Source organism: Gordonibacter sp. RACS_AR68 (genome assembly GCF_030418485.1).
Lineage (GTDB): Bacteria > Actinomycetota > Coriobacteriia > Coriobacteriales > Eggerthellaceae > Gordonibacter > Gordonibacter urolithinfaciens.
Genome location: NZ_JAIPUP010000001.1, coordinates 328254 through 352293 on the forward strand (window position 1 = coordinate 328254; position 24040 = coordinate 352293).

Here is a 24040-nt window from a genome sequence, read left to right on the forward strand (position 1 = left end):
TTACTTCCCTTCCTTGCCGTCGTTCTCGTCGACAACCTCGTAGTCGGCCTCGATGGTGTCGTCGGCCGGCGTGGACTCGGCCGCAACAGCCTGCGCGCCGGCATCCGCGCCCTGCGTGGAGTACACGACCTCGGCCAGCTTGTAGCCCGCCTGCTGCATCTTCTCGGTCGCGGCCTTGATGGCGTCGAGGTCGGAGCCCTCGAGCGCGCTCTTGGCCTCGTTGATGGCCTCCTCGGCAGCGGACTTCACGTCGGCCGGTGCCTTGTCGCCCACCTCGGCGAGCGTCTGCTCGGTGGCGTTCACCAGCGCGTCGCAGTTGTTGCGGACCTCGACCTCTTCCTTGCGCTTCTTGTCCTCCTCGGCGTGCAGCTCGGCGTCCTTCACCATGCGCTCGACCTCGTCGTCGTTCAACGCGGTGGAGCCGGAGATGGTGATCTGCTGCTGCTTGCCGGTGCCCAGGTCCTTCGCCGACACGTTCACGATGCCGTTGGCGTCGATATCGAACGTGACCTCGATCTGCGGCACGCCGCGGCGCGCGGCCGGGATGCCGGACAGCTGGAACTTGCCGAGCGTCTTGTTGTCGTGGGCCATCTGACGCTCGCCCTGCAGCACATGCACCTCGACGGACGTCTGGTTGTCGGCCGCCGTGGAGTAGATCTCCGTCTTGCGGGTGGGGATGGTGGTGTTGCGGTCGATCATCTTCGTCATGACGCCGCCCATCGTCTCCACGCCCAGCGACAGCGGGGTCACGTCGAGCAGCAGGATGCCCTCCACGTCGCCGGCCAGCACGCCGCCCTGGACGGCCGCGCCCATGGCCACGACCTCGTCCGGGTTCACGGACATGTTCGGCTCCTTGCCGGTGAGCTTCTTCACGATGTCCTGCACGGCGGGCATGCGGGTGGAACCGCCCACGAGGATGACCTCGTCGATGTCGCCGGCCTTGAGGCCCGCGTCCTTGAGCGCCTGCTCAACAGGCTTCTTCACACGGTCGAGCAGGTCCTTCGTGATGCGCTCGAACTCGGCGCGCGTCAGCGTGTAGTCCAGGTGCTTCGGGCCGGAGGCGTCGGCCGTGATGAAGGGCAGGTTGATGTTGGCCTGGGTGGTGGAGGACAGCTCCATCTTCGCCTTCTCGGCGGCTTCCTTCAGGCGCTGCAGGGCCATCTTGTCCTGGCGCAGGTCGATGCCGTTCTCGGCCTTGAACTTGTCGGCCATCCAGTCGATGATGCGCTGGTCCCAGTCGTCGCCGCCCAGGTGGTTGTCGCCTGCGGTGGCCGCAACCTCGAACACGCCGTCGCCGAGCTCCAGGATGGACACGTCGAACGTGCCGCCGCCCAGGTCGAACACGAGGATCTTCTCGTCCTTGTTCGTCTTGTCCAAGCCGTAGGCCAGCGCCGCGGCCGTGGGCTCGTTGATGATGCGGAGCACCTCGAGACCGGCGATCTTGCCGGCGTCCTTCGTGGCCTGGCGCTGCGCGTCGTTGAAGTACGCGGGCACCGTGATGACGGCCTGTGTGACCGGCGCGCCCAGCTGCTTCTCGGCGTCGTTCTTAAGCTTCTGGAGCACCATGGCGGAGATTTCCTCCGGGGTGTAGTCCTTGCCGTCGATGTCGACGACCGCGCGGCCGTCCTTGCCCTTCTGCAGCTTGTAGCTCACGGTCTTGCGCTCTTCGGGAGTCTCGTCGTAGGAGCGGCCGATGAAGCGCTTCACGGAGGACACGGTGTTCTCCGGGTTGGTGACCGCCTGGTTCTTCGCGGCCTTGCCGACGACGCGCTCGCCGTCCTTGCGGAAGCCCTCGACGGACGGTGTGGTGCGGTCGCCTTCCGCGTTCACGAGGATTTCGGGCTCCGAGCCCTCCATGACCGCCATGGCGGAGTTCGTGGTGCCCAGGTCGATGCCGAGAATCTTAGCCATTATCGTTCCTCTCTGTTGGAGTTGTTACCTTGTTGGGTCGTGCTGGTTCGTGCCGGGTCGTGCTCTGAGGTTCGCCTTCTATGCAAAGAGGTGCGCAACCGCGCACCCATTCGCCGTACGAACATCGGGCGGCGAACGGGTGCTCTTTGCCGCTCAATCTTCTTTCGACGTTTTGCACTATATAATCTAAGTCTTACGTTGTCAAGTTATATCATAAGTTGCTGTTGATGTTTTGTAACAATGCACACTATACTCATACGGAAGGCAACGAGACGGCTGAGACAAGAGCGTTACGGCCCCTGCATTCGTTCGTTTCCCGCACGATGCCCCAATAGGATCGAATGTGTGCGGTCAATGGAGAGACAGAGGGCGGCGGCGCAGGGAAGGGGTAAGCGTCGGACAATGTTTCACGTGAAACATTTGTGCGCTATTATGCGAGCAACTGCGCGCGTCCTTATTGGGCGGCGCACGCCGCAGACGGAATTCTCGTTTCGTTTTTCGGGCACCCACCGAGCACCTTTGCAGGTTATCCCGAAAAAGCAAAAGCCCCCGCATCTGCTTCCACAGATGCGGGGGCCGGTTGATCCGGTACGGGGATCGCTTGCGAGGCGTTAGTCCTCGACGACCTCCGGGATAGCGCCCATGGGGCACTCCTCGACGCAGTCGCCGCACGCGATGCAAGCATCCTCGTTCACGACGTCGGCCTTGCCGCCAACAACCTCGAGCACTTCCTGCGGGCAGGCGTCGACGCAGATGCCACAGCCAATGCACTCATCGGCATCGATAACCGGGTGAGACATGTCATTCTCCTTCTCGTCCAAAAGACCCGCGAGCACACGGGCAACTTCCCCAAAAACTTACTGCCCGCAAGATACCATGGTTCTATGCAAATGCAAGAAAAATCGGCGATTTTTCAGGGTACGGTACGAATTCTTTCATGGATGCTTGGCGTGCGCTCGGGCAGCGTGAAGATGGCGCGCTTGCGCGTGCGCAGGCGACAACGAGGGGCACGCGAAGGATGCGGGACTTCCGCCCGGAAGCGGCGCCCGCATGCCGAGGGGCCTCCGCACAGGAGCCCTCGGCATGCGTAGAATACTCTCCGCGGGACCTCGGATCCGCCAGCCGACTCTAGCAGATCCGGGGCAGCTGCTCGCCTACGAGCATGTCGAGGATGCGCGTGCCTCCGAACGCCGTGCGCAGGAACACCTTGGGGCCGCGCTCGGGCTGCGCTGCAGCCACCTCGCCGATGATCGCAGCATCCGCGCCGTAGCGGTTCGCGCGCATGGCGGCGAGCGCGGCGTCGGCCTCGTCGGGCGCCACCACGCATACCATCTTGCCCTCGTTCGCCACCTGCAGCGGATCGTAGCCCAGCATCTCGCAGGCGCCCAGCACGGCCGGTTTCACCGGCACGGCATCCTCCTCCACGGTGATGTCGGTGTCCGACTGCGCGGCAAGCTCGTTCAGCGTGGAGGCCAGGCCGCCGCGCGTGGGGTCGCGGAAGCAGCGCGTATGGGGGGCGGCCGCCAGCACGTCGGCGATGAGATGGTTGAGCGGGGCGGCATCGCTTTCAAGGTCGGCCGAGAACGACAGAGACTCGCGGCAGCTCATGATGGTGATGCCGTGGTCGCCCAGCGTTCCAGTGACCAGCACCTTGTCGCCCGGGCGACACCGAGCGCCGCCCAGTTCCACGTCCGGCGCCAGCGTTCCCACGCCGCTCGTGTTGATGAACACGCCGTCGCCATGGCCACGGTTGACCACCTTCGTATCGCCCGTCACCAGCGCCACGCCCGCCTCACGGGCGCACTCCGCCATGGAGTTGCAGATGCGCCTGAGATCGTCGATGGGGAAACCCTCTTCCAGAACGAAACCCACGCTCAGGTAGCGGGGTGTCGCGCCGCTCGTGGCCACATCGTTCACCGTGCCGCACACGGCGAGCCGACCGATGTCGCCGCCAGGAAAGAAATGAGGCGTCACCACGAAGCTGTCCGTGGAGAATGCCAGCCGCTCGCCCGGCGCCGGCGCGGGCAGCACGGCGGCATCGTCGCCGCGCAGCAGCTCGTCACCCGCGTAGGCAGCGAAGAACACGTCGTCGATGATGCGTTTCATCATCGTACCGCCGCTTCCGTGTCCCAACATCACCGTGCTATCCATAACGCTCCTTGCCTCGATTCGTCCATACAAACGAAGGTTTAAGTGAAACATCTTCGACCCGGCTCGTAAAGGGAGGTTTCCGCGGCGCTTGAAACCCTCCTGCTTTCGACCGCCAACGAGCCGACGGGCCTTCTACCTATATATACTGTCCTGTGGTCGTAACTACGAGGCGCCCGTTCTTCACGCCCTTCGTACCCAAGATGAGGTTCGCGATATCCTGCACGAGCCCCGTTTCGCCGCGCAGCACGATGACCTCGAGGCAGTTGTGCTCGTCGAGGTGCACGTGCATCGAGGACACGATGGACTCGAAGTATTCGTGCTGGATGGCATGCAGCTTCTCCTGCAGGTCGCTGGCATGGTGGTCGAACACGATGGTGAGCGTGCCCATGACCTCGGCGCCCGGCGTGGAGCATTCCTCTTCCACCAGCGCATCGCGCACGAGGTCGCGCACGACCTCGCTGCGGTTCTTGGCCAGTCCGCGGCGGGCAACGAGCCGGTCGAAGCGCACGAGCAGGTCCTCGGGCATAGCCACCGAGAACCGCATCAGATCGTTGCTCATCGACGTGCCCTAGACCAGGTTGACGGTGACGTTGCTGGCTGCTGCGGCGTCGTCCTCGAGGGCGTCCTTCGCCTCGCCGAGCAGCGCACGCACGTCATCGAGCAACGCCTGGGCAGCATGCATCTTCTCGGACACGGTGGCGAAGCCGGCGTCGCCCGCCAGATGCCCCAGCGTGTGCGCCCAGCGGCGCTCCAGCTTCACGTGGTCGTCGACCTGCTCGATCATCTGCTCGAGCTGTCCGGTATTCACTCCGTTGGTGCACATAAGGCTGCCTCCTGTATCGTTTCGCGGCGCGCGCCGAAGGGCGCCTCGCCGTTGCCGTCGGTTCTTGTTATCATGATCGTTATACGTGGAACGCCCGGCGACCGCAAGGGACAGTGTGAAAAATTCCGCAAATGGTAACATGTACGAGGTAGCGCTCGAAGAGATGTGGGAGCTGTTCTCGCCCTACCTCGATGGCGCGCGGACGGGCGTCGTGTGCGTGGCGAGCGCGGCCCGGCTCGGCGACGCAGCGCGGAGCGCGCTCGAGAACTCGGCCGCGGCGCTCGGATACGGGCGCGCGTGCTGCACGTACGTCGCCCTGCGGTCGGAAAGCGCAGCCGGGAAGGCCCCGGGCACCGAAGAAAGCGGAACTGACAAGGAGAGAACTGCCGATCACGAGGTTGCCGGAGAGGCAGAACTCGACGGCCAGGCGCTGTTTCTGCTGCTGGAAGGATTAGATCCGCTGGTCGTTGTGGCAGCGGACGCCGAGGCCGCTCGGGCACTCGGCGCCGCATATCTTCAGGAAGTTCCCCTCGACGGCGCCTGCCGCCTGTTCGGGCGAGACGCCGTGTCGTTCAAGTCGTTCGAGCATATGCTGGACGACGCGCAGAGCAAGCAGGCCGCCTGGGCTCTGCTCAAGAAGCTGCCGCGGTACGGTGAGCGCTAGCTACGCCCTCACCACGGCTTCCGCGGCATCCAGCAGCGCATGCACCTCGTCCACCGTCTCGGCCTCGGCGTACACGCGCACGAGCGGCTCGGTTCCGGAGGGGCGCATCATAACCCAGGCATCGCCTTCAAGGTAGAACTTCACGCCGTCGCGACGGTCGACGTCCACGACCTTCTTCCCGCATACCTCGTCGGGCGCATAATCCGGCACGACGTTCGCGCGGAAGCGCGCCATCTGGTCCTCCGTGATGGAGAGGCCGCGGCGCTCGAACTCCAGCTTGCCCACTTTCTGGAACATGTCGTCCACCAGCTGGCCCAGGCTCATGCCGCGCTGCGCCATGGTCTCTGCCAGCAGCAGGGCCATGAGCAGGCCATCGCGCTCCATGACGTGCGTGGGGATGCCGATGCCGCCGGACTCCTCGCCGCCCAGCATGACGTCGCCCTTCTCCATCTCGGCATAGATCCACTTGAAGCCGACCGGCGTGCTGGTGAGCTCCAGGCCCAGGCGCTTGCACTGGCGGGCGAGCATGGCGGACGCGGTTATGGTGGACACGACCCGGCCGTGCTGGCCCTTGTCCTCGGCCAAGTGCGACACGAGCAGCGTGATAATGCGGTGCGGGTTGACGAAGGTGCCGTGCTCGTCCACTGCGCCGATGCGGTCGGCATCGCCGTCGTTGATGAAGCCGGCGTCATAGCCCATCTCGGGCACCTTCGCAATGCAGCGGTCGACCCAAGGCGGAATGGGCTCGGGATGCAGGCCGTCGAAGGTCGGATCCTCCGCGTTGTTGATCTCGCACACCTCCACGCCCAGATCGCGCAGCAGGTCGGCCAGGTAGCAGCGGCCCGCGCCGTAGAGCGGGTCCACCACCACGCGCAGGTGGGCGTCGCGTATGGCCTCTACGTCCACACGCTGCTTAAGGGCGTCGAGGTAGGCGGTCATGAGGTCGGCCTCCTCGCAAGTGCCGTGCTCCACGGTAGCGGCACCGGGCAGCACGGCCTCCACGCGGTCGGTGAACTCCTTGCCCGCCGCGCCGCCGTCGGCCATGCGCAGCTTCACGCCCAGGTACTCGGCCGGGTTGTGGCTGCTGGTGAGCATGATGCCGCCCACGGCATCGGCATCCTGCGCCACCGACCAGCAGAGCGTCGGCGTGGGGCAGTAGTCCTGCGTGAGCAGCGTGCGGAAACCGTGCGCCGCCGCGACCTCGGCCGCAAGGCGGGCATACGCATGCGCGTCCCGGCGGCAATCGTGGCCCACGATGAGGGTGCCGGGAGCATCCGCCGGGCGCCCGGCGGAGACGGCATCCTCCTTGAAGATGCGCGCTGCCGCATCCACGACGCGCACCAGGTTGTCATCTGTGAAATCTTCACCGATGATGGCGCGCCATCCATCGGTGCCGAAGTGTATGTCTGCCACAGGTAGTCCTTTCCACACGGGAAGCCTCGGTTGCGGGCAGGCGCACGCCCGTCCGTATTTCCACTCATTATAAGGCTCATCACCAAGGCTCGCGAAAACGATGCAGGATCATCACCGACAGAGCAGCGAAATAATTAGCACGAATTCGCTTCTCCGGGCGGTGTTTCACGTGAAACACCGCCCGGAGAATGTGCCCCAATCAGGGGTTAAGCAGGTCGAAATGGGTTGAAGGGCAATCCAATGATGGAACACCGGCAGGATGATGGGCCAAGGACAACGTGCAAGCCAAGAGGGGATCTGCTCGTGCGCAAGAACGATAATGCAGATCGAGGCCGCGGGGGGAGCGGCCTCGATCTGGACGAGTGGAGAGAGAAGAGTGGAGGAGTTTTTCTCTTGCTCGCCAACTATATTATCCACGTTATTATACTTTGTCAAGAATATCTTTATCTTTGTATAAATTACCGATCGCCGGGGAGCCACCCCCGGGCTTCTCTTCGCCACTCATGTTGCTTTCGACGAAATCATCCAGCGGTACGCCATCGCCGGTACAATAGCCGTAAGAGAAAAGTTCGTGCGCGGCGCGGCGGCCGCCGGAAACGAAAGCGAGAAGACCATGGCGAACAAAAGCCTTGCTAAGGGACCCTCGGATACCTGCGTGCTGGTCACGGGAGGTGCCGGATTCATCGGCAGCCATACGTGCGTCGAGCTGCTGAACCGGGGGTACCGCGTGGTCGTCCTGGACGACCTGAGCAACTCGAGCGAGGTTGCGCTCGACCGCGTCCGCACCATCACCGGCATCGACGACGACCGTCTGGCGTTCTACGAGGCCAGCATCCTCGACCGTGAGGCGCTCGACCGCGTTTTCACCGAGAACGACATCGACGCCATCATCCACTTCGCCGGCTTCAAGGCCGTGGGCGAGAGCGTGCAGAAGCCGCTTGAATACTACTGGAACAACGTGGCGGGCACCCTCGTGCTGTGCGAGGCGGCGCGCGATCATGGATGCAAGAACCTCGTGTTCTCGTCGAGCGCCACGGTGTACGGCGAGCCCGAGTTCATCCCCATCACCGAGAACTGCCCGAAACACGATGCCACGAACCCCTACGGCCAGACGAAGAGCATGCTGGAGCAGGTGCTCACCGACCTGTATGTAGGAGACAGCGAGTGGAACGTCGTGCTGCTGCGCTACTTCAACCCCATCGGAGCGCATGAAAGCGGGCTCATCGGCGAGGATCCGAAGGGAATCCCGAACAATTTGCTGCCCTACGTGGCGCAGGTTGCCGTGGGCAAGTTGGCGTGCGTTGGCGTGTTCGGCGACGACTATCCCACCCCGGACGGCACGGGCGTGCGCGACTATATCCACGTGGTCGACCTCGCGCGCGGCCATGTAGCGGCCCTCGACTGGATGGGCGGCAAGGTGGGCACCGGTGCGGCCAACACGCTCGGCACCATCGCCGGCGAGCCGGCCGACGACGGAACCCGGCGCGGCGTGGGCATCTTCAACCTGGGTACCGGCACGGGCTCGAGCGTGCTCGACGTCGTGCACGCGTTCGAGCGCGCCTGCGGCAAGGAGCTGCCCTACGAGGTGAAGCCGCGGCGCGCAGGCGACATCGCCGAGAACTACGCCGCCTGCGACAAGGCCCGCGACGAGCTGGGCTGGATCGCCGAGTACGACCTCGATCGCATGTGCGCCGACAGCTGGCGCTGGCAGTCGCAGAATCCGAACGGCTACTCCACGGCCGCACCTATAGCTTAGCAGCCTGGTCGGTACAGCGAATTCGGCCCTCTTTGCCAACAGCCCCCGGTTCGACTTCGAACCGGGGGCTGTTGCTTATTTATCGTCGCGCTCCTGCTTCTCTCGGTACATCGCATGATCGGCAGCATCGAACAACTCCTGATAGTTCGTACCGTCGTGCGGATAGCGCGCCACCCCGATGCTCAGGGAAACCGATACACCCAAGTCCCTCGTGATGGCTTCGGCATGATCGCGCAACGCATGCCGTTTGGCGTCGACCACATCGGCTTCGTCGACATCGCGCACGAACGCCACGAACTCGTCCCCGCCGATACGCCCAACCGGATCATCGCAACGGAACACGTCGAACAGAGCGCGGGCGATGGCGGCAAGCACCTGGTCGCCCACACGGTGCCCGTTGCGATCGTTGATCTGTTTGAAGTCATCGACGTCTATCATGAACAGCAGGCCGCGATCATGCGCGGCAAGCGATGCGGTTATCTTCTCTTCGGCCGTTACCTTGTTGAGCGCCTTCGTCAAACCGTCTATCTGCGATCGGCGTACCAACTGCTCCTCCAAGGCGCGCTGCTGCGTTATGTCGACCATCTTCCCCACTGCGGCGTAGGGCTCCTGCCCTTCGTACAGGTAGCGGCACTTGATGGAAAACCAGCGGTACTCGCCGGTCAGCGTGCATGCGCGCACGGTAGCCCGCCGAGCCTCGCCCGACGGTGCGGGGTGCTCGAGAATCTCCTCAACCAGCGAAACGTCCTCTTCGTGGAAATCGACGAGCGGGATTCCGCGCTCCAAATAGTGTTCGCGTCGTAGGCTGTCGAGTGAGAACACGCTGCGCGCGTTCGGGGTCAATTCCAAAACGTCATCGCCGTACGAGTACTCGAACAATACCGTATCCGAGAACTCCGCAAGCACGGCATAGCGTTCGGCCCCGCGGAGCGCGCGACGACGGAAGCGTCCTATGACCAGGGCAACCGCGACACAGGCTATGGTGCTGATGATGACGAGAACCGTTCCCGCCACTACCGTGTCGTGCAGGATGACCTGGGAATGCTCGGCTATCGTATTCTCCTCGGTAAAGTTCACGATAGTCCAATCGTTCTCATTGAGACGTACGGAAGTGAAGAAAGTCGTCTTGCCATCGCGCTTGCCAATAGCAAGGGTGGCCACATCGCTATCGTTCTCCACGTTCTCCTGCATCTTGCTCACGATAGCGTCCGCATACCCTTGGTTGCGCAACACCTCGTACAGGTTCAACCCGTCGTAGAGCTCCGACTTCTCGGAGTCGACGATAATGGTGCCATCGCCTTTCATGAGCACGGAACCCAGCAGCGTAACCGACGATTTGATCTGGGTCGTATCGATGAGACTATGAGCGTCGACGATACTGCGAAGCACGCCGACGACCACGCCCTCCTTTACCACCGGTTCGGCTATGCTGTAAAAGAATCCGTTAAGCCGATGAGACTTGCGCACGTCCGACACGACGCTCTCGCCGGCCTTGAGCCTTCTCAAGATCTCGAGGTCGCTCTCTTTCCGATTCGACTCGACAACGCCCTCTTCGAGCGAGGCGATGGATACGTAGGTCACACCGAAAGTCGCGCGTTCGTTCCATGAGTTAAGAAAATCGGTGAACACCTCGCCTTCAGGGTCGATATCGGGTGATTCTGCCAACGTCCGAATGGTGAGCACGGTATTGCGAATCTCGTCGATGGACGATTCGGACTCGATTTTCTGCGCCGTGGTGAAATCGTTCATACCTTCGGCCGACATCTTGTTGAACTCCTCGCCCAACGAGACCGAGTATGCGATGAACACGCCGTAGATGATAGCGCCCACGATGAGGATGGACGCGGCGAGGACGGCGAACGTGCGCGGCGACCCAAGCCGACGCCAGCGGCGCGGCCGATTTTCGTGCTTGGTTTCGGTTGGCTCGGCCATCAGGTCAGAATTCCTTGCTTTCACGCGAGCGCACGTGTTCGAGGGCATTCCCGAATTCGATAGCATGTTCTCGGCCAGGGCAAAAAACAAGGTTGACGCGCAAGTGCTTGCGTTCCGTTACACGAAAGCGCCCGCTTCTCTTATGGGGAAACGGGCGTTGAAGAAGGTTTGGCTGCACGATATCGGCGTTCGTGCCGCGCAGCGTATCCCGCGTCGACAGGGGAAGCGGAATAGCCACCGTCACCCTATTCGCCATCCGGCCCGCTTTGCGAGGAAGCCGAGTTGCAGCACGGCTAGTAGGACGGATCGTAATCGTCATACGACTCCTCATCGTAATATCCCGAGCTGCCCGTACCTGTAGAGCTGGCGCTGGAGTAGCCCGACGATCCTGACCCGCTGGTATAGCCCCTGGGACCCAAGCCGCTGACGCCCACGATGTTGCTCGGGTCGCCCCCCTCCTCTATCGTCTCCATCATCTGCTTCGTAGCAGTGGGATCGTTCAGCACGAACGACTGGCCGTCCACCATCTGATCCATGAACACGGTGGGTGCCATGGCCGAGTACACCGTCAGGTCTCCCTTGCCCTTGAACTGCTCGGCCAGCGAGATGATATCGGTAACGGACAAGTCCGTAGTCACGCACTTCGCCGCACCCTGAATAACGCCGGGAAGATCGGTGACGGGCATGTCGAGCACCTTGTTCACCAGAGCCATGATGAGCTTGCGCTGATTGGCCGTCCGCGTGAAGTCCCCGTCGACGAAGGCGCGGCTGCGCGCGAACACGAGTGCCTGCTCGCCGTTGAGATGCTGCAGGCCCTCCTCGATGATGATGCGCTGGCCATACGGGTTGTCCGTGGTGTTGTCGGCATCCGTGTCGTCGATGCGCTCCGTCACCTCCACGTCAACGCCACCCACCGCGTCGACCAATTGCACCATGTTCTCGAAGTTCACCTCAGCATAGTGGGAGATATCCACCCCGAGCAGCTGGCTGGCCTCGCGGATGGTGGACGACACGCCACCGTAGTTGTAGGCGGCATTGAACTTCGAGATACCCACGTTGTCGATGTCGATCATGGTGTCGCGCGGAATGGACACGATGCTGGCTTGGTTTCTCGTGGGATCGACGTACACGACAATGTTCGTGTCGGAACGCGCGCCGGCCTCGTCGCTTCCGGTACGCTCGTCCGAGCCCACGAGCATCATGTAGAACGGCTCGTCGAAGCTCTTCTTCGGAGCAAGCACGTCTTGGATGGCCTGCATCTCCTCGGAAGTCATATCGCCGACCAGCTCGTTGTTGATGGAGTTGACGTACAGGGCGAATGCGGTGCCGCAACCCACGACAGCTACGAGAACGGCAGCCAAAATGCCGATGGCCACCTTCTTGCCGCGGCTCATGCGACGGTTCGCGTTACGGGAGTACTGGGGATTGTTGCGAGAGTACTGGCTAGCGGCTGACTGGCGGGAATAGGCGGTGTTGGCGCTGCGCCCCTGGCTTCCGGGCGTGTAGGCTGAACGGTAGGCAGAGGAGCTGGCCTGCTGCGCACCGCGATTGCGAGAAAACTGCTCGGCGGTTCCACGAGAGGCGATACGGCCCGACTGGGCCGCCTTCGCCGAGCGCACAGCACGTGCTGACTGCGGTGCACGCGAGGAGCGGGCAGCCGGTCGGTTGGTGCGAGAGTTTCGTGACGCCATGTACTTCTCCTCAACAGCCTTGGCTCAACCGCTTGCAGGCGAAACGCAGAGCCGGCGGGCATGCGCGGCACCGCTTTCCCTCCGGCACCGGCCCCTTCACGATTCAACCCTATCGTTCGAGGTCGTATGCGCAAACCGCACAATATACCTTTACATTCTATCATCGATGGGCGAAACGCCATAAAAATGGCATGCTATAGGGACAAACGATACACAGCGGATCAAGCCATGCCCGCTTTTCCAATAATTCCCCAAATCGTATTCCAGCGGTTACGGTACCAGGCGCGAGAGCGGCTAGGCTTTCCCACATGGCGAACAACGTCGGACAGACCGCGAGCTCACAGCATGCAGCCTTGGACAACAGAAGCGAGACTTCCGTCATCCTCGGGCGCAATGTCACGCGCCTTCGCAAGCAAGCAAAGATCACAAAGCAGAAGTTCGCTCTCATGGTGGGCGTGGGACGCCCCTTCCTCAACCGCATAGAGAACGGCACAGCCGACCCGCGCCTGTCCGTCATCCTCCGCTTGGCCGATGCTCTGGAAACCACACCGCAAGAACTGCTCACCAATCCGGGCGAACCGCCAACGCAGAGTATGCCAAAACGCCACACGCGCCTTGGCTGACCATTCCCTCTCCGGCTATCACCTCTTCGGCAACGGCTCCTTGCCCAAGCGTTCTTCGCCTTCCCGCCGCCTCCTCCTAAGCTGGAGGTAGGCCAACCCCGATCCCAGCGCAGCACCGGCGGTGTCTACGAGCCAATCCATCGGATCGCACATGCGCCCCGGCACGAACAGTTGATGAAACTCGTCGGACACGCCGTACAGGCTGGCGCAGGCCACCGCCACGAGGCAAGCACGGCGCAGGGGCATATGGCAGCGCAGGGCATTCGCCAGCAACGCCCCGAAAACCGCATACTCGCAGAAGTGGGCAGTCGACGAGACCACGTCCACCCCGGGTCCGAGCAGCTGCGCCTGCAGAGCTTTCAGATCCTGGAAGACGAGCGAGAACAATCCCAGATCGTCGTTCAAACCGGTATCCGTATTAGACGACATGAAGAAGATGAAGCCGGCGCAGAGCACCACGAGCACCCAGCTCGCCACGACAAACGCCGTCGATTTTCTAACCATAGCGGCAGTCCTCCCAAACAGTCCGAGACAGTGGGCGGCTATCCCAAAAGGTCGAGCAGCGCTCGCGGGTCGTCGATCACCAGGTCGGCCGACGCCGCACGAAGGCGTTCAGCACCGTGATAACCCCACGTGACGGCCACAGCATAGGTGCCAGCGTTGCGAGACACGGCTATATCGCCCGTCGAGTCGCCCACGTAGGCGGTGCGCTCGGGCGTCGACCCCAGCTCCTCGATGGTACGCAGAAGTCCTGTCGGATCAGGTTTGCGAGGGGTATCGGCGCTCTCGCCGCGCGCCACGGCGAACAGGCCGGGCAGATAGGCCCCGACGACATCCTGGACGCCCGCGTCGAACTTGTTCGACAGCACGCCGAGCCGCGCGCCTCGGCGCTTGAGCTCGGCAACCGTCTCTGGAATGCCCGCATAGGCCTTGGTCAGGCGATACCCGTACTGCGGGTAGAGTTCTTTCCAACGGCTCATGGCTGCCTCGACAGCCTCCTCATCGGCATCCTGGGGAACGGCCTGGTACATGAGCGCCTTCACGCCGTTGCCCACATAGCTAAGGATCTCGGCGGACGTGCGCTCGGGAAAGCCGCACTCGCGCAACACGGCATTCGTGAGGACCACGAGGTCGGGTAGCGTGTCGAGCAGTGTGCCGTCGAGGTCGAACACGAAGGTGTTGAACCGGGGCGTCGTTGCGTCTATCATGAGCGCATCCTTTCGCCTTTAAACGAAAAATCCAAGCCGAAGCTTGGACCGTGGTATCGATGGAGCGGGTGACGGGACTCGAACCCGCGAATACAAGCTTGGGAAACGTGAACTCGACTGTTCGCCCGCAAAACAAGTTTTCTTGTTTGAAAAAATTGTACCAGATGAAACGTATGATTTGGCGCAGCGAGCGAAACGGGCATGTTCCCGAATCGGGTGGAGAAACCCTTGTTTTTCCCGTCTCCATCCCGCGCCCATCCCGTCTTTTGGGCGTTTGCGAAACCCGTGTGCTTTCCTGAAATAGCCGGTCTGACCTCCCGATGCGGGAAACCGCAGAAGGAGGTGCATGCACCATGCCATGCAGAACCATCGCCGTTGCTAACCAGAAAGGCGGCACCGACAAGACGGCCACCACCCTTAGCTTGGGGATGGCGCTCGCTAGGAGCGGACGGCGCGTCCTGCTCGTTGACACCGACCCGCAGGGCGACCTCACCAAGTCGCTCGGCTGGCACGACCCCGATGCGCTTGAGACGACCCTTGCCAACCATCTGAACGCGATGATCGAGGGCGTCATCCTCGACCCCCGCGAGGGCACCCTCTCGCACGACGAGGGCATCGACCTCATGCCCGCGAACATCGAGCTTGCCGGGATGGAGATGCCCATTCTGATGGCGATGTCCCGCGAGCAGCTTGTGAACATGTGGATGTCCCCGCTCAAGGCGGACTACGACTTCATCATTTTCGACTGCGCTCCCACGCTGGGCATCATCCCGATAAATGCCTTCGTCGCATCCGACAGTGTGCTCGTGCCTGTGTCGGCCGAATACCTTCCCGCCTCTGCCATGACGGGGCTCTTGAAGACTGTGGGGCGCGTGCGTCGTCAGATCAACCCCTCCCTCGAAGTGGAGGGCATCCTCATCACGCTCTCCGACAGCCGCAACAACCTCGCGCACGAGGTCGAGGAGACCATACGCGAGCGGTACGGGAGCACCTATAGGGTGTTCGATACGGTCATTCCCCGTGCGGTCTCGGCGGCGGAGGCCCCTGCAGCCGGTATGAGCGTCTTTTCCTACGATGGCGAGGGCAAGGTGGCTCATGCCTTCGAGAGGCTTGCGGAGGAGGTGCTTGACCGTGGCTAGGAAGAGAGCACCTATCGACCTTCCCGCCGTGGATGCGCTGTTCACGTCCCAGAGCGAGCGCGAAGGCGCAGCCCTTGAGGGTGTCGCGGAAGTAAAACTCGTGCTCATAGACCCCTTCCCTGACCATCCCTTCCACGTGAAGGACGACGAGGAGATGGAGCGGCTTGCGGAGAGCATCGGGGAGAACGGCGTACTTGTGCCCCTCACCGTGAGAGCGTCGGATGCGGATCGCTACGAGCTTGTGAGCGGCCACAGGCGGAAGCGCGCGGCGGAACTGGCGGGGCTTGAGAGCGTGCCCTGCATCGTGCGCGCCATGACCGACGAGGAGGCCACCATCGCCATGGTGGACTCGAACCTACAAAGGGAGACCATCCTGCCGAGCGAGCGGGCGTTCGCTTATTCGATGCGGCTTGAGGCGATGAAGCGCCAGGGGCGGCGCACCGACCTGACTTGTGCGCAAGTTGCGCACAAGTCAGACGGCAGGAAGTCACGGGACATTCTGGCGGAGGAGCTGGGCGTCAGCAAGGACAAGGTGCAGCGCTTCATACGCTTGACGTTCCTCTCCCCGGAGCTCCTCGCCCTCGTTGACGAGGGGCGTATGAAGATGCTTCCCGCTGTCGAGGTCAGCTTCCTCACGGCCGAGGAGCAGGAGCACCTGCTCGATGCCATCCGCGCGCAGGCGTGTACGCCCTCGCATGCCCAGGCGTTGAAGATGAAGCGCTACTCCAAGGAGGGCGCGCTCACTTCCGCCCTCGTGCGCTCCATCATGGAGGAGGAGAAGCCCAACCAAATCGAGCAGTTCAAGATTCCCAAAAGGAGCATCGCCCGCTTCTTCAAGCCGAGCGCGACCAAAGACGAGATAGAGAGCCGCATCGTGCGCGCCCTTGAGCTGCTTGAGCAGGCCGAGGCGCGCCGCGATAGACAGGGCGGTGCCTGATGGGCAACGTGATTCACAGGGGCAAGGGCTCCTTCACCTTCGTGGAGAACACCATATTCTTCGATCACGGCCTCTCGGCGAAGGCCAAGGGGATCTACTGCCAGATTCGCTCCCTTGAGAACAATCCCGAGTGGGTGTTTACCATCAAGGGCTTCGCCTCGCTCGTGAGGGACGGTGCTGATGCCGTGTCAGCCGGGATAAAGGAGCTGGAATCTTCGGGTTATATCATCCGCGCCCGCAAGCGCAGCGAGAACGGCCGCTTCCTCAAGGCGGAAGAGGCCACCTGGATCACGCTCGACGATCCGGCCATGCACGCGCAGATAGCGGCGGAGCTCAAGGCGGACGGCTACGCAATCCTCTCGGCGTTCACGCGCGAACCGCCCGCCAATGTGGAGTTCGAGACATCCGCTGCTCAACTTGCTGCGACGAGCGATATGCCCGAAAAAGGCCAGGTCGCCACCAGAACGGGAAAACCCGTATCTGGAAAAGCCACATCTGGAGAATCGGCACCTATAAATTACTCATCCGATAAAACCCTTGAACCTGATAAAGAACCCCTCTCTTGTCCCCCCGAGGAAAGCACCAAGAAAGCGAAGCGACAAAAGAAAGGTTTCAGGGAATATCGGAAGGGAGAGTTCCCGGAGGCCTTCGAGCGCCTTTGCGCCATGTCCCTCAAGCCCGTCGCCTCCTTGAAGTTCAAGCGGGACTGCCTCACCGCATGGAAGCGGCGCGTGGCGCAGGGCTTCTCGCCCGAGCAGATCATCGACGCCTACGCCGCCTACGCCAAGAGCTTCTGGATGCGCAACGGCGACGACACCACGCTCGCCAAGAACCTTGCTCGCTGGCTCGAAGGAGAGGGCGGTCTCACGGCGTACTCCGACGAGCCCATCCCGCCGGACCTCCTGGATGCCGACGGCGAACCGCTTGATATGGCAGGCCTTGCCCAGGCGGACCCGGAGTTCGCGAAGATGTGGCGCAAGGTCGAGACGCGCCGCAGCGTCATCCGCTCCCAGATGGCCGTGGATGGCAAGCGGCCGCCAGAGGAACGGGTGCTCGCCGCCTGCGCAGAGGACAAGCACTACCAGCGCTATCTCGCCGCTTGCGAGGAGCGCCACGGACGCTACCTCAAGATATTCGCCCTATTCAAGGCACCCGAGACGCAGCTGCCGCTTGAGGATGCGCACCAGCAGATCATCACTGACGGCTTCAACCCGTATGGAAGGAGGGTAATAGCATGAGAACGGCGGTGAAGTTCATCCGATGGCTGTTCCGCGCGGTGTTCAGATTCATGTGACATACACTCACCGCAAGGCGCGTTTGCTTAACCTATGCACGTTCTCCGAGCGGGTGTTGCGCAGTTTATAATAGGTATGTCACCCTAAATTGAATACGTACGTCAATTACCGGACCGAGGGGCATCTGCCGTTTGGGTAATTGACGTACAGTTCCCACAGGGTGACAACTGAGGTGGATGCCTCTCATCTGACATTCCTAGGGGCTACCATCATCCAATCCTTCGTAATGGAAAGGTGGCCCCTATGGCAGCGAATGAAGATTACGCCCCGCCTAGAGAGCTCGTCAATGTTGTGGTCCACTCGTCGGAGAAGCTGGAAGGCGCAGCGTCGCTCCTGACGATGCTCGAAGACAAGGCCGACAGCGCACAGATAACCGCCGCCGAACTTGCCGCCGTCCGCTGCATAGTGGAAACCTGCGCGAGCGATCTCGGTGCGGTCCTGGAACAGGCCTAGATATAAATAGAGCCAGTCCCAGTAGGACCGGCTCTTGCAAAGCCTCGAAGGCTTTGACATGTACGATTATGTTCGCATCCTCATAGGCTTTTGTCAATGAGCCGCGCCAGAAAGCCGAGATACGACACGAAAGCGTTCTGCTCGCCATACTTCTCGCAAACCTCGCTGATAGAGCCCTTCAATCCGCGCAGATCATCCACGGAATACCGCGAAGACGACGCACAACCCATCCGCTCGAACATGACCAGCGTTTCAAGGAGCTGTTGGATCCTCCTGTTGCGCAGCTTGGCCTTACGGGCACCGCTCCGCTCCAAACCTTTTGAGTCGAGCCATTCGTAGGCGATGCTGGATGCGCGGGTGTCCGCATCGTGCTCGGAATCGAACCCGTTGACGACGCAGGCTCCGTGGGAGCAGCAGTTGCGCACCGCCTTAACGCCTTTCATGGCATAGTGCTCCTGGCGCATCTCCTCGTCGTTCCACCGTTCTGCGCAGAACAAGTAGAACGCCAGCAACGCGCCGAACGACACGACCTCCAAGAAGACCCACACGGGCATATCGGCCGCATACCTCGCGATCAGCGCTCCCGTATAGGCGTCTTCTACCATTCGCACCTTGAGGTTGCTCTCGATGCTGTTCCTGTAGCGCTTCTGCTGCGATGCCATGAACTCCGCGACTATCGCATACCCGTCCTCCGAATCGTCGAGCGATATTCTCTCTATGAGCCTTGCCTTCGCAACGCGCTCTATGTCGTAGGCCACGGACTGGAAAGCGCTTCTCAACCGTGCGTCCAGCGCATCCAAGTTGAGCAGGTCGGCGAAATCGAGCCTCACGTACTGGCCTTCCTTCTCTCCGTCCTGGTGCTTCTGGAACAGTTTGCGGTAGGAGGCGATGTGCAGGAAGCTGTCGCGCTCCGTCAGCGCAGCAATGGCCTCCGCTTCGGTGCAGCGCTCGAACGTGACGCCCTTGGCCTTCAAGAGCGTCACCTGCTCCTCGGGCGTGAGCATGGGCTTGAGGCCCCGCGCCTCGTGCGCGCCGCTGTCTATGCCCCAGGCAGTGTATGTCTTATCCGTTTTCTCCATGCGGCCATTCTACAGCCCAGTACACCGTCCCGATACCATGCGTTCCCATTTGCATGACATCGCCGCATCGAGCGGTTCGGGTCTGTCGTTTCGCTTCGACCTCCTAAGCGCGTCCTCGCCCCAGCGGCCTTATGCGCCCGCATGCTCGGCCGGGAACCGAGCGGCGTGCAAGGGCCGCGAAAACTTTTCATCCGGGCGAAGGACATTCCAAAACCTCCCGAAAACTCAAGCCCTCCGGGTTTCGCATTTCCCCCTTGCACACCGCCCGAACCCCGTCCGGTGATACGGGCACAAGGCCCGCTCAAAAGGGGCGGGCCGCAACCCAAAAAGGAGGTCAAGAGAAATGGAAACGACCAAGATCCCGCTCTCATCGTGCATCGAAAGCAAGCACCAGAACCGCAAGGACCTGGGCGATGTGACCGGGCTTGCCCGCAGCATCGAGGTGAACGGGCAGATCACGCCGCTCATCGTGGTGGCCGACGGCGAAGCCTACCAACTCGTCGCAGGACACCGCAGAACCGCCGCCATGAAGTCGCTCGGACTCGAAGAGGCTGACGCCTATGTGATGGACGGCTGGGACGACGCTCGAATCGCGCAGATCCTCAACGCGGAGAACAACCACCGCAAGGAGCTGACCGAGGCCGAGCGCGGACGCGGCATCCAGACCATGCTCTCGCTGGGTGTGCCCGTCTCCGATGCAGCCGTCAGCGCGGACGTTCCCGAGGAGAAGGCCGAGTCCTACGTGCGCGGCACGAAGCTGGTTCCTGCCGACGCTGTGAACCTCGACTTCGATGTCGTGGCGCTCATGGGCGAGTACGACGACGTGCTCACCGAGGACGACGTGGTTGCCATCTTCTCCAAGAAGAGCCACTGGGACCGCGTTGCTGTCTGCCAAGCGGCTCGTGCGCGAGCTGCCGCAGAGACCGCTAAGGCCGAGCTTGAGGAGCGCGGCGTCAAGATCGTCGAAGACTCCGACATCCGCGAGGGCGACTACCATCACTGCGACGGCGATTGTGACCATGCCGGGCTCGTTGCCACCGTCTCTCCGAACCGATGGAGCGAGAGCGCGAGCATCCACTTCTACTGCGACGACGAGGCCCACGTGCATCAGCCGACTCCCGAGGAGATCGCGGCGAACGAGGCCTATGAGAAGCGCACGGAGGCTTACGAGACCATGCAGGTCCGCATCATCGACTTCGCGAAGAACGCCCTTCCGAAGTTCCCCGCCAAGGGCCAGACGAAGCTGCGCCAGTGGGCATACGAGGCCTTCGAGGCAGCTTACGAGTGCGAGCTCGACGACGCCTGGGAGGGCTTCAAGGAGCCGCGCGGCAAGGCGCTCGACCAGTTCATCCTCATGCGCACCGTCCCGAACTGCGTGCCCGACCTGCCTTGGGGCGCCCTGCGGGAGGGCTACGAGGTGACGTCCTATTGGCTGGACGAACTGCTCGGCTTCATCTCCTTCATCGACGACGTGCTCATGCCCGCTGGTTACGAGCTCTCCGAGGACGAGCGCGACCTCATGGAGCATCTGCATGGACTGTTCGCAGGCGACGACGAGGACGAGGTGTTCGGTGAGGATGAAGCCACCGAAGCCATCGAGGACGCAGCCGAGGCTGATGACGACGAGTGCCCCTTCGACGCCGATACCATCGACGGCGAGTACCTGGACGGCCATCTGGTCATCGCCAAGGCGGCCTAACGCCTTATCTCCGCCCGGCCCCAGCCACGGGTCGGGCGGTCTCTTCTCTTCCATCACATATCAGAAAGGAACAAGCCATGAAGACCACCCTCGAAGCCATAATCGTCCCTGTGGGCGACGCACCCTATCCCAAGACCCTCGAAGCGGACGAGAACGGCTCGTTCCTCCGCGCCCTGCAGGAGTGCGTGGGCGGCCACATCGAGCCTATGGGCTACCTGTTCGACGATGCCCCGACCGTCTACTGCAACGAGGAGGGCAAGCTCGCTGGAAGCGGATGCCGCCCGAATCGCGCAATCTACGCGACCGAAGCGATGGCAAACGCTGGCTACGCGAGCCCCAACGACCCCAGCCGCGCCGTGAGACCCGACGAGCTGTACGACATCGTTTTCGGCGACATGGTGTGCGTCGGCTTCGACCCCGAGACCGGCGAGGACCGCGACATCACGACCGAGGAGCGCGAGCGCGTCATCGAGCGATTCGGCAGCCGCGAGTCTATCGAGTCGGGCGATCTGGAAGCCCTCCGCATCCAGATAGCAGCCCGTCGCCGTTAGGTGCAGGCTATGAGCGCCACGCATCCCATACGACCTCCTCCGTGAGCGTCCTCCCTCCGCACGCCCCGTCCTGGGAGCCAAGCTGCCCGAGGGCGCACGCGGCGGCAAGGGCCGCGAAAAACCTTCCGCTGAATACCCACGAAAGTGACCGAAAGCTCAGGCCTGCGGTTTTCGCTTCCTCCCTTGCCTCCGCATGCGCCCACGGGCGACCGCATCTCCCAGGAAGGCGCATCCGAAGGAAGAACGCGCCGCGAACACTAGGAGGTCATATCATGGGGAATCGAGCCGTCATCACCACGCCCGAGCGTAAGGTCGGCATCTACTTGCATTGGAACGGAGGACGCGACACCATAGAACCGCTTCTCAAGTACTGCGAACTCCAAGGCTACCGCGCACCGAGCAACGACGACTACGGCTGGGCGCGGATGTGCCAGGTCATGGGAAACTTCTTCGGAGGCTCGACCTCACTGGGCATCGGCGTCTACACGAACGACCACCAGATGGATCCCGGCGACAACGGCATCTACATCATCGAGGGCTGGCACATCGTAGATCATCTGCGGACGGAGTACGACTCGGATTGGAACCCCATCGGGATGCGCTCGTTTGGACCCTCCGAGGAGGAAGACTGGCACAAGTTCGACGACATGCTTCGCAGTTTTGACGCATCCATGCCAGAAGAGCTTCGCCTCGGCGAGTTCCTAAACTCGGTGGAGGTGCCCGCAAGCGAGCTTGAGGTCGGCGACGAAGTATGGATGTTTGACGGTATTCGCGGCAAGTGGGAAGTCTTCCCAGTCGTCGGCTTCGGACAGCCGAGCGGTAATCGCATCGCGGTCGAGGTCGATGTCCCAGATGGCAGGAAGAAGGTCGTTTATCCCGACCTGCCATATGTTGCGCATTACGATAACGACGGTGATTTCTCGTGGAACTGCAACAACTACGTCCACGGCGACATGGCGCGCATCAAGCCTCGCAAGTAGCGCAAGCGGATACATCCTCAACTAAGCTCGTCGGCCATGAGGTCGGCGGGCTTTCTCGTGCGATGCGGATGTCGATTCGCGACAGCTCCTTGCCAGTCCATGCACCCGATGGGATAATCCATATGTTCAAATACATCGACAGGACCAGCCATGAAGCTCTGCATTGAGATGGCTTCGGAAGCATACGGACGAGACGCTGACCGGAGCAAAGCCTGATAAATCGTCGGCCCCTGCAACCCGCTACGGGTTGTTTCGGCTTGCGCAGATGAACGATGGGCACGAGAACGGGCAGGCGTCCGTTCTCTTTTTGTTTTAACCCCATCGAAAGGCTTTCCATGTCAAAGACTACAGATCATGCATCATCCCTCCTGGAAGGGAGCGTCCCGAAGCGCCTGGCTGCGTTCTCCGCTCCGCTCGTCGCGGCTAACCTTCTCCAGTACGTCTACCAGTTCGTCGATATGGGCGTCGTGGGCAACGTCGTCGGCGAGGCGGGGCTCGTTGCCGTCAGCAACGCCTCCACCATCGTCTTCATCATCAGCTCGATAGCCATAGGGCTCATGTCGGGCTGCACCGTCGCGGTGGGCAACCGCGTGGGCGCTCGCGACGAGCAGGGGCAGCGCCGCGCCTTCGCCGCGTCCCTCGGGGTCGCCCTTCTGGGAGCGGCTGCTATAACCTTGGCGGGGACGGTTCTCGCGCATCCCATCTTCTCGCTCATGGGCGTGCCGAACGCCTCGCTCGCCCAGACGGTCGCCTATCTCGAAGTGATCTCCCTGGGGGCGGTCGGCCTCTTCCTGCTCAACGCGGCGTGCGCGTTCTTGCGGGCGCAGGGAGATTCCGTCGGCCCCCTCGCCATCATGGCCTTCTCCGCCGTAGCGAACGTGGTTCTCGACCTCGTTCTCATAGCTTGCGTCGGCCTCGGCGTGGTCGGTGCCGCCGTCGCCACCGTGGCCGCCCAAGGCGCGGGTGCGGTCTTCGCCCTATGGCTCGCGCGACGCAGGTACGCTTCCGCCCGAGGCCTGCTCTCTTCCGCACGAAGCACCTACGAGCGCAAGGAAGTATTCGCAGCAGCACGGGCTGTTCTCCGCGTGGGTATCCCCATGGCCGTGCAGCAGGCCGTCATCAACCTCTCCTACGTCTTCGTGACCGCATGGCTCAACTCCTACGGCTCGACCATCGCAGCCGCCTCCGGCGTCGGCCTCAAGATAAGCACCATCGCGGGGCTTCCGTGCTGGGGCATCGGACAGGCCATCTCCGCATCGGTGTCGCAGAGCATCGGGGCTGGGATGCCGAAGCGAGCGGTCGATTTCGCCAGGTCGGGCTGCCTCATGTCGATCGCCGTCACCGTGGGCATCCAGATCATCGTGCAACTGGGAGCGGAATGGTTCGTCTCCCTCTTCGGGGAATCGAGCCGAGAGCTCACCGACGCGGCGGTCCTCTACCTCCGTATCACCTGCAGCGTCAACGGGATCTTCTATGCGTCGATGTACGCCCTCGATTCGTTCGCCCTGGCCTCGGGCGCACCGAAGCTGGCCCTCGCGAACTCCCTTATCGACGCCTTTGCCGTGAGGGCCGGACTGGCCTGGCTTCTGTCCGTTCCTCTGGGTTTAGGCTTCGTTGGGATCTATGCAGCGCAAGCGGCAGCTCCAGTGATACCCGCCATCGTCGGCTTCGTCTACCTCCAGCTATGGACGCGGAGGAACCTGCCCAGATAGTGCCGTCTTTGACTGCATGAATC

At 62.3% G+C, this 24040-nt stretch carries 23 protein-coding genes; 11 read left to right on the plus strand and 12 right to left on the minus strand.

Features of this window, described 5'->3' with window-relative positions:
- From dnaK to K9U15_RS01375, 5 genes are all read right to left on the minus strand, one after another.
- Positions 1 to 1911, minus strand: coding sequence for a molecular chaperone DnaK (dnaK, locus tag K9U15_RS01355; RefSeq protein WP_096227532.1), 1911 nt, complete (start codon positions 1909 to 1911; stop codon positions 1 to 3).
- 611 nt (positions 1912 to 2522) lie between these two features.
- Complete coding sequence (locus K9U15_RS01360; protein ID WP_087190704.1) at positions 2523 to 2711, minus strand: ATP-binding protein; 189 nt, start codon at positions 2709 to 2711, stop codon at positions 2523 to 2525.
- Between the two features lie 328 nt (positions 2712 to 3039).
- On the minus strand, positions 3040 to 4062 hold the full coding sequence (hypE, locus tag K9U15_RS01365) for a hydrogenase expression/formation protein HypE (protein WP_301154496.1): 1023 nt from the start codon (positions 4060 to 4062) through the stop codon (positions 3040 to 3042).
- Between the two features lie 136 nt (positions 4063 to 4198).
- Complete coding sequence (gene nikR / locus K9U15_RS01370) at positions 4199 to 4621, minus strand: nickel-responsive transcriptional regulator NikR (RefSeq protein ID WP_096227530.1); 423 nt, start codon at positions 4619 to 4621, stop codon at positions 4199 to 4201.
- Between the two features lie 9 nt (positions 4622 to 4630).
- On the minus strand, positions 4631 to 4885 hold the full coding sequence (locus K9U15_RS01375) for a hypothetical protein (RefSeq protein ID WP_015539352.1): 255 nt from the start codon (positions 4883 to 4885) through the stop codon (positions 4631 to 4633).
- A 115-nt stretch (positions 4886 to 5000) separates the two neighbouring features.
- Here K9U15_RS01375 and K9U15_RS01380 point away from each other — a divergent pair, with 115 nt between their 5' ends.
- A complete protein-coding gene (locus K9U15_RS01380; protein WP_301155466.1) occupies positions 5001 to 5549 on the plus strand; it encodes a hypothetical protein in 549 nt (182 codons plus the stop codon).
- On the opposite strand, the gene K9U15_RS01385 is transcribed toward K9U15_RS01380, so the two are convergent.
- Complete coding sequence (locus K9U15_RS01385) at positions 5550 to 6962, minus strand: phosphoglucosamine mutase (protein ID WP_301155467.1); 1413 nt, start codon at positions 6960 to 6962, stop codon at positions 5550 to 5552.
- Between the two features lie 613 nt (positions 6963 to 7575).
- On the opposite strand from K9U15_RS01385, the gene galE reads away from it, so the two are divergent.
- Entirely contained in the window at positions 7576 to 8718 is a 1143-nt protein-coding gene (gene galE / locus K9U15_RS01390) for a UDP-glucose 4-epimerase GalE (protein ID WP_096228623.1), read from the plus strand.
- 75 nt (positions 8719 to 8793) lie between these two features.
- Here the strand turns inward: galE and K9U15_RS01395 are convergent, their stop codons facing one another.
- From K9U15_RS01395 to K9U15_RS01405, 3 genes are read right to left on the minus strand one after another with little or no spacing between them, the layout of a single operon-like run.
- Entirely contained in the window at positions 8794 to 10650 is a 1857-nt protein-coding gene (locus K9U15_RS01395; RefSeq protein ID WP_301155468.1) for a GGDEF domain-containing protein, read from the minus strand.
- A 4-nt stretch (positions 10651 to 10654) separates the two neighbouring features.
- Positions 10655 to 10969, minus strand: a complete 315-nt coding sequence (locus K9U15_RS01400; protein ID WP_123649808.1) for a hypothetical protein — start codon at positions 10967 to 10969, stop codon at positions 10655 to 10657.
- Positions 10944 to 12044: an LCP family protein gene (locus tag K9U15_RS01405; RefSeq protein WP_096227526.1), complete on the minus strand. Its 1101-nt coding sequence runs from the start codon at positions 12042 to 12044 to the stop codon at positions 10944 to 10946. The genes K9U15_RS01400 and K9U15_RS01405 overlap by 26 nt, the downstream gene beginning before the upstream one ends.
- Before the next feature lie 605 nt (positions 12045 to 12649).
- Between K9U15_RS01405 and K9U15_RS01410 the strand changes: the two genes are divergently transcribed.
- Positions 12650 to 12964, plus strand: a complete 315-nt coding sequence (locus K9U15_RS01410) for a helix-turn-helix domain-containing protein (protein WP_301155469.1) — start codon at positions 12650 to 12652, stop codon at positions 12962 to 12964.
- An 18-nt stretch (positions 12965 to 12982) separates the two neighbouring features.
- Here the strand turns inward: K9U15_RS01410 and K9U15_RS01415 are convergent, their stop codons facing one another.
- Both K9U15_RS01415 and K9U15_RS01420 read right to left on the minus strand, forming a co-directional pair.
- Positions 12983 to 13468 carry a VanZ family protein gene (locus K9U15_RS01415; protein WP_096227525.1) on the minus strand — a complete coding sequence of 162 codons (486 nt, stop codon included), beginning with the start codon at positions 13466 to 13468 and terminating at the stop codon, positions 12983 to 12985.
- Positions 13469 to 13506: 38 nt separating this feature from the next.
- Positions 13507 to 14172: an HAD family hydrolase gene (locus K9U15_RS01420; protein ID WP_096227524.1), complete on the minus strand. Its 666-nt coding sequence runs from the start codon at positions 14170 to 14172 to the stop codon at positions 13507 to 13509.
- Positions 14173 to 14525: 353 nt separating this feature from the next.
- On the opposite strand from K9U15_RS01420, the gene K9U15_RS01425 reads away from it, so the two are divergent.
- The 4 genes from K9U15_RS01425 to K9U15_RS01440 all read left to right on the plus strand — a co-directional run bounded on the left by K9U15_RS01425 (position 14526) and on the right by K9U15_RS01440 (position 17996).
- Positions 14526 to 15311, plus strand: coding sequence for a ParA family protein (locus K9U15_RS01425; RefSeq protein WP_301155470.1), 786 nt, complete (start codon positions 14526 to 14528; stop codon positions 15309 to 15311).
- Positions 15304 to 16248, plus strand: coding sequence for a ParB/RepB/Spo0J family partition protein (locus K9U15_RS01430; protein ID WP_301155471.1), 945 nt, complete (start codon positions 15304 to 15306; stop codon positions 16246 to 16248). The genes K9U15_RS01425 and K9U15_RS01430 overlap by 8 nt, the downstream gene beginning before the upstream one ends.
- Positions 16248 to 17486, plus strand: a complete 1239-nt coding sequence (locus tag K9U15_RS01435; RefSeq protein ID WP_301155472.1) for a hypothetical protein — start codon at positions 16248 to 16250, stop codon at positions 17484 to 17486. Before K9U15_RS01430 ends, K9U15_RS01435 begins: the two co-directional genes overlap by 1 nt.
- Positions 17487 to 17786: 300 nt before the next feature.
- Positions 17787 to 17996 carry a hypothetical protein gene (locus tag K9U15_RS01440; protein WP_301155473.1) on the plus strand — a complete coding sequence of 70 codons (210 nt, stop codon included), beginning with the start codon at positions 17787 to 17789 and terminating at the stop codon, positions 17994 to 17996.
- An 80-nt stretch (positions 17997 to 18076) separates the two neighbouring features.
- On the opposite strand, the gene K9U15_RS01445 is transcribed toward K9U15_RS01440, so the two are convergent.
- Complete coding sequence (locus K9U15_RS01445; protein ID WP_301155474.1) at positions 18077 to 19075, minus strand: Abi family protein; 999 nt, start codon at positions 19073 to 19075, stop codon at positions 18077 to 18079.
- 343 nt (positions 19076 to 19418) lie between these two features.
- On the opposite strand from K9U15_RS01445, the gene K9U15_RS01450 reads away from it, so the two are divergent.
- The 4 genes from K9U15_RS01450 to K9U15_RS01465 all read left to right on the plus strand — a co-directional run bounded on the left by K9U15_RS01450 (position 19419) and on the right by K9U15_RS01465 (position 24017).
- Positions 19419 to 20774, plus strand: coding sequence for a ParB/RepB/Spo0J family partition protein (locus K9U15_RS01450; protein WP_301155475.1), 1356 nt, complete (start codon positions 19419 to 19421; stop codon positions 20772 to 20774).
- A gap of 77 nt (positions 20775 to 20851) precedes the next feature.
- Positions 20852 to 21325, plus strand: a complete 474-nt coding sequence (locus K9U15_RS01455; RefSeq protein WP_301155476.1) for a DUF3846 domain-containing protein — start codon at positions 20852 to 20854, stop codon at positions 21323 to 21325.
- 272 nt (positions 21326 to 21597) lie between these two features.
- Positions 21598 to 22305 (plus strand): hypothetical protein, encoded by a 708-nt coding sequence (locus tag K9U15_RS01460; protein ID WP_301155477.1) that lies wholly within the window; start codon positions 21598 to 21600, stop codon positions 22303 to 22305.
- A gap of 335 nt (positions 22306 to 22640) precedes the next feature.
- The gene (locus K9U15_RS01465; protein ID WP_301155478.1) at positions 22641 to 24017 is read left to right on the plus strand and encodes an MATE family efflux transporter; all 1377 of its coding nucleotides are present in this window, start codon (positions 22641 to 22643) and stop codon (positions 24015 to 24017) included.
- Positions 24018 to 24040: the final 23 nt, after the last annotated feature.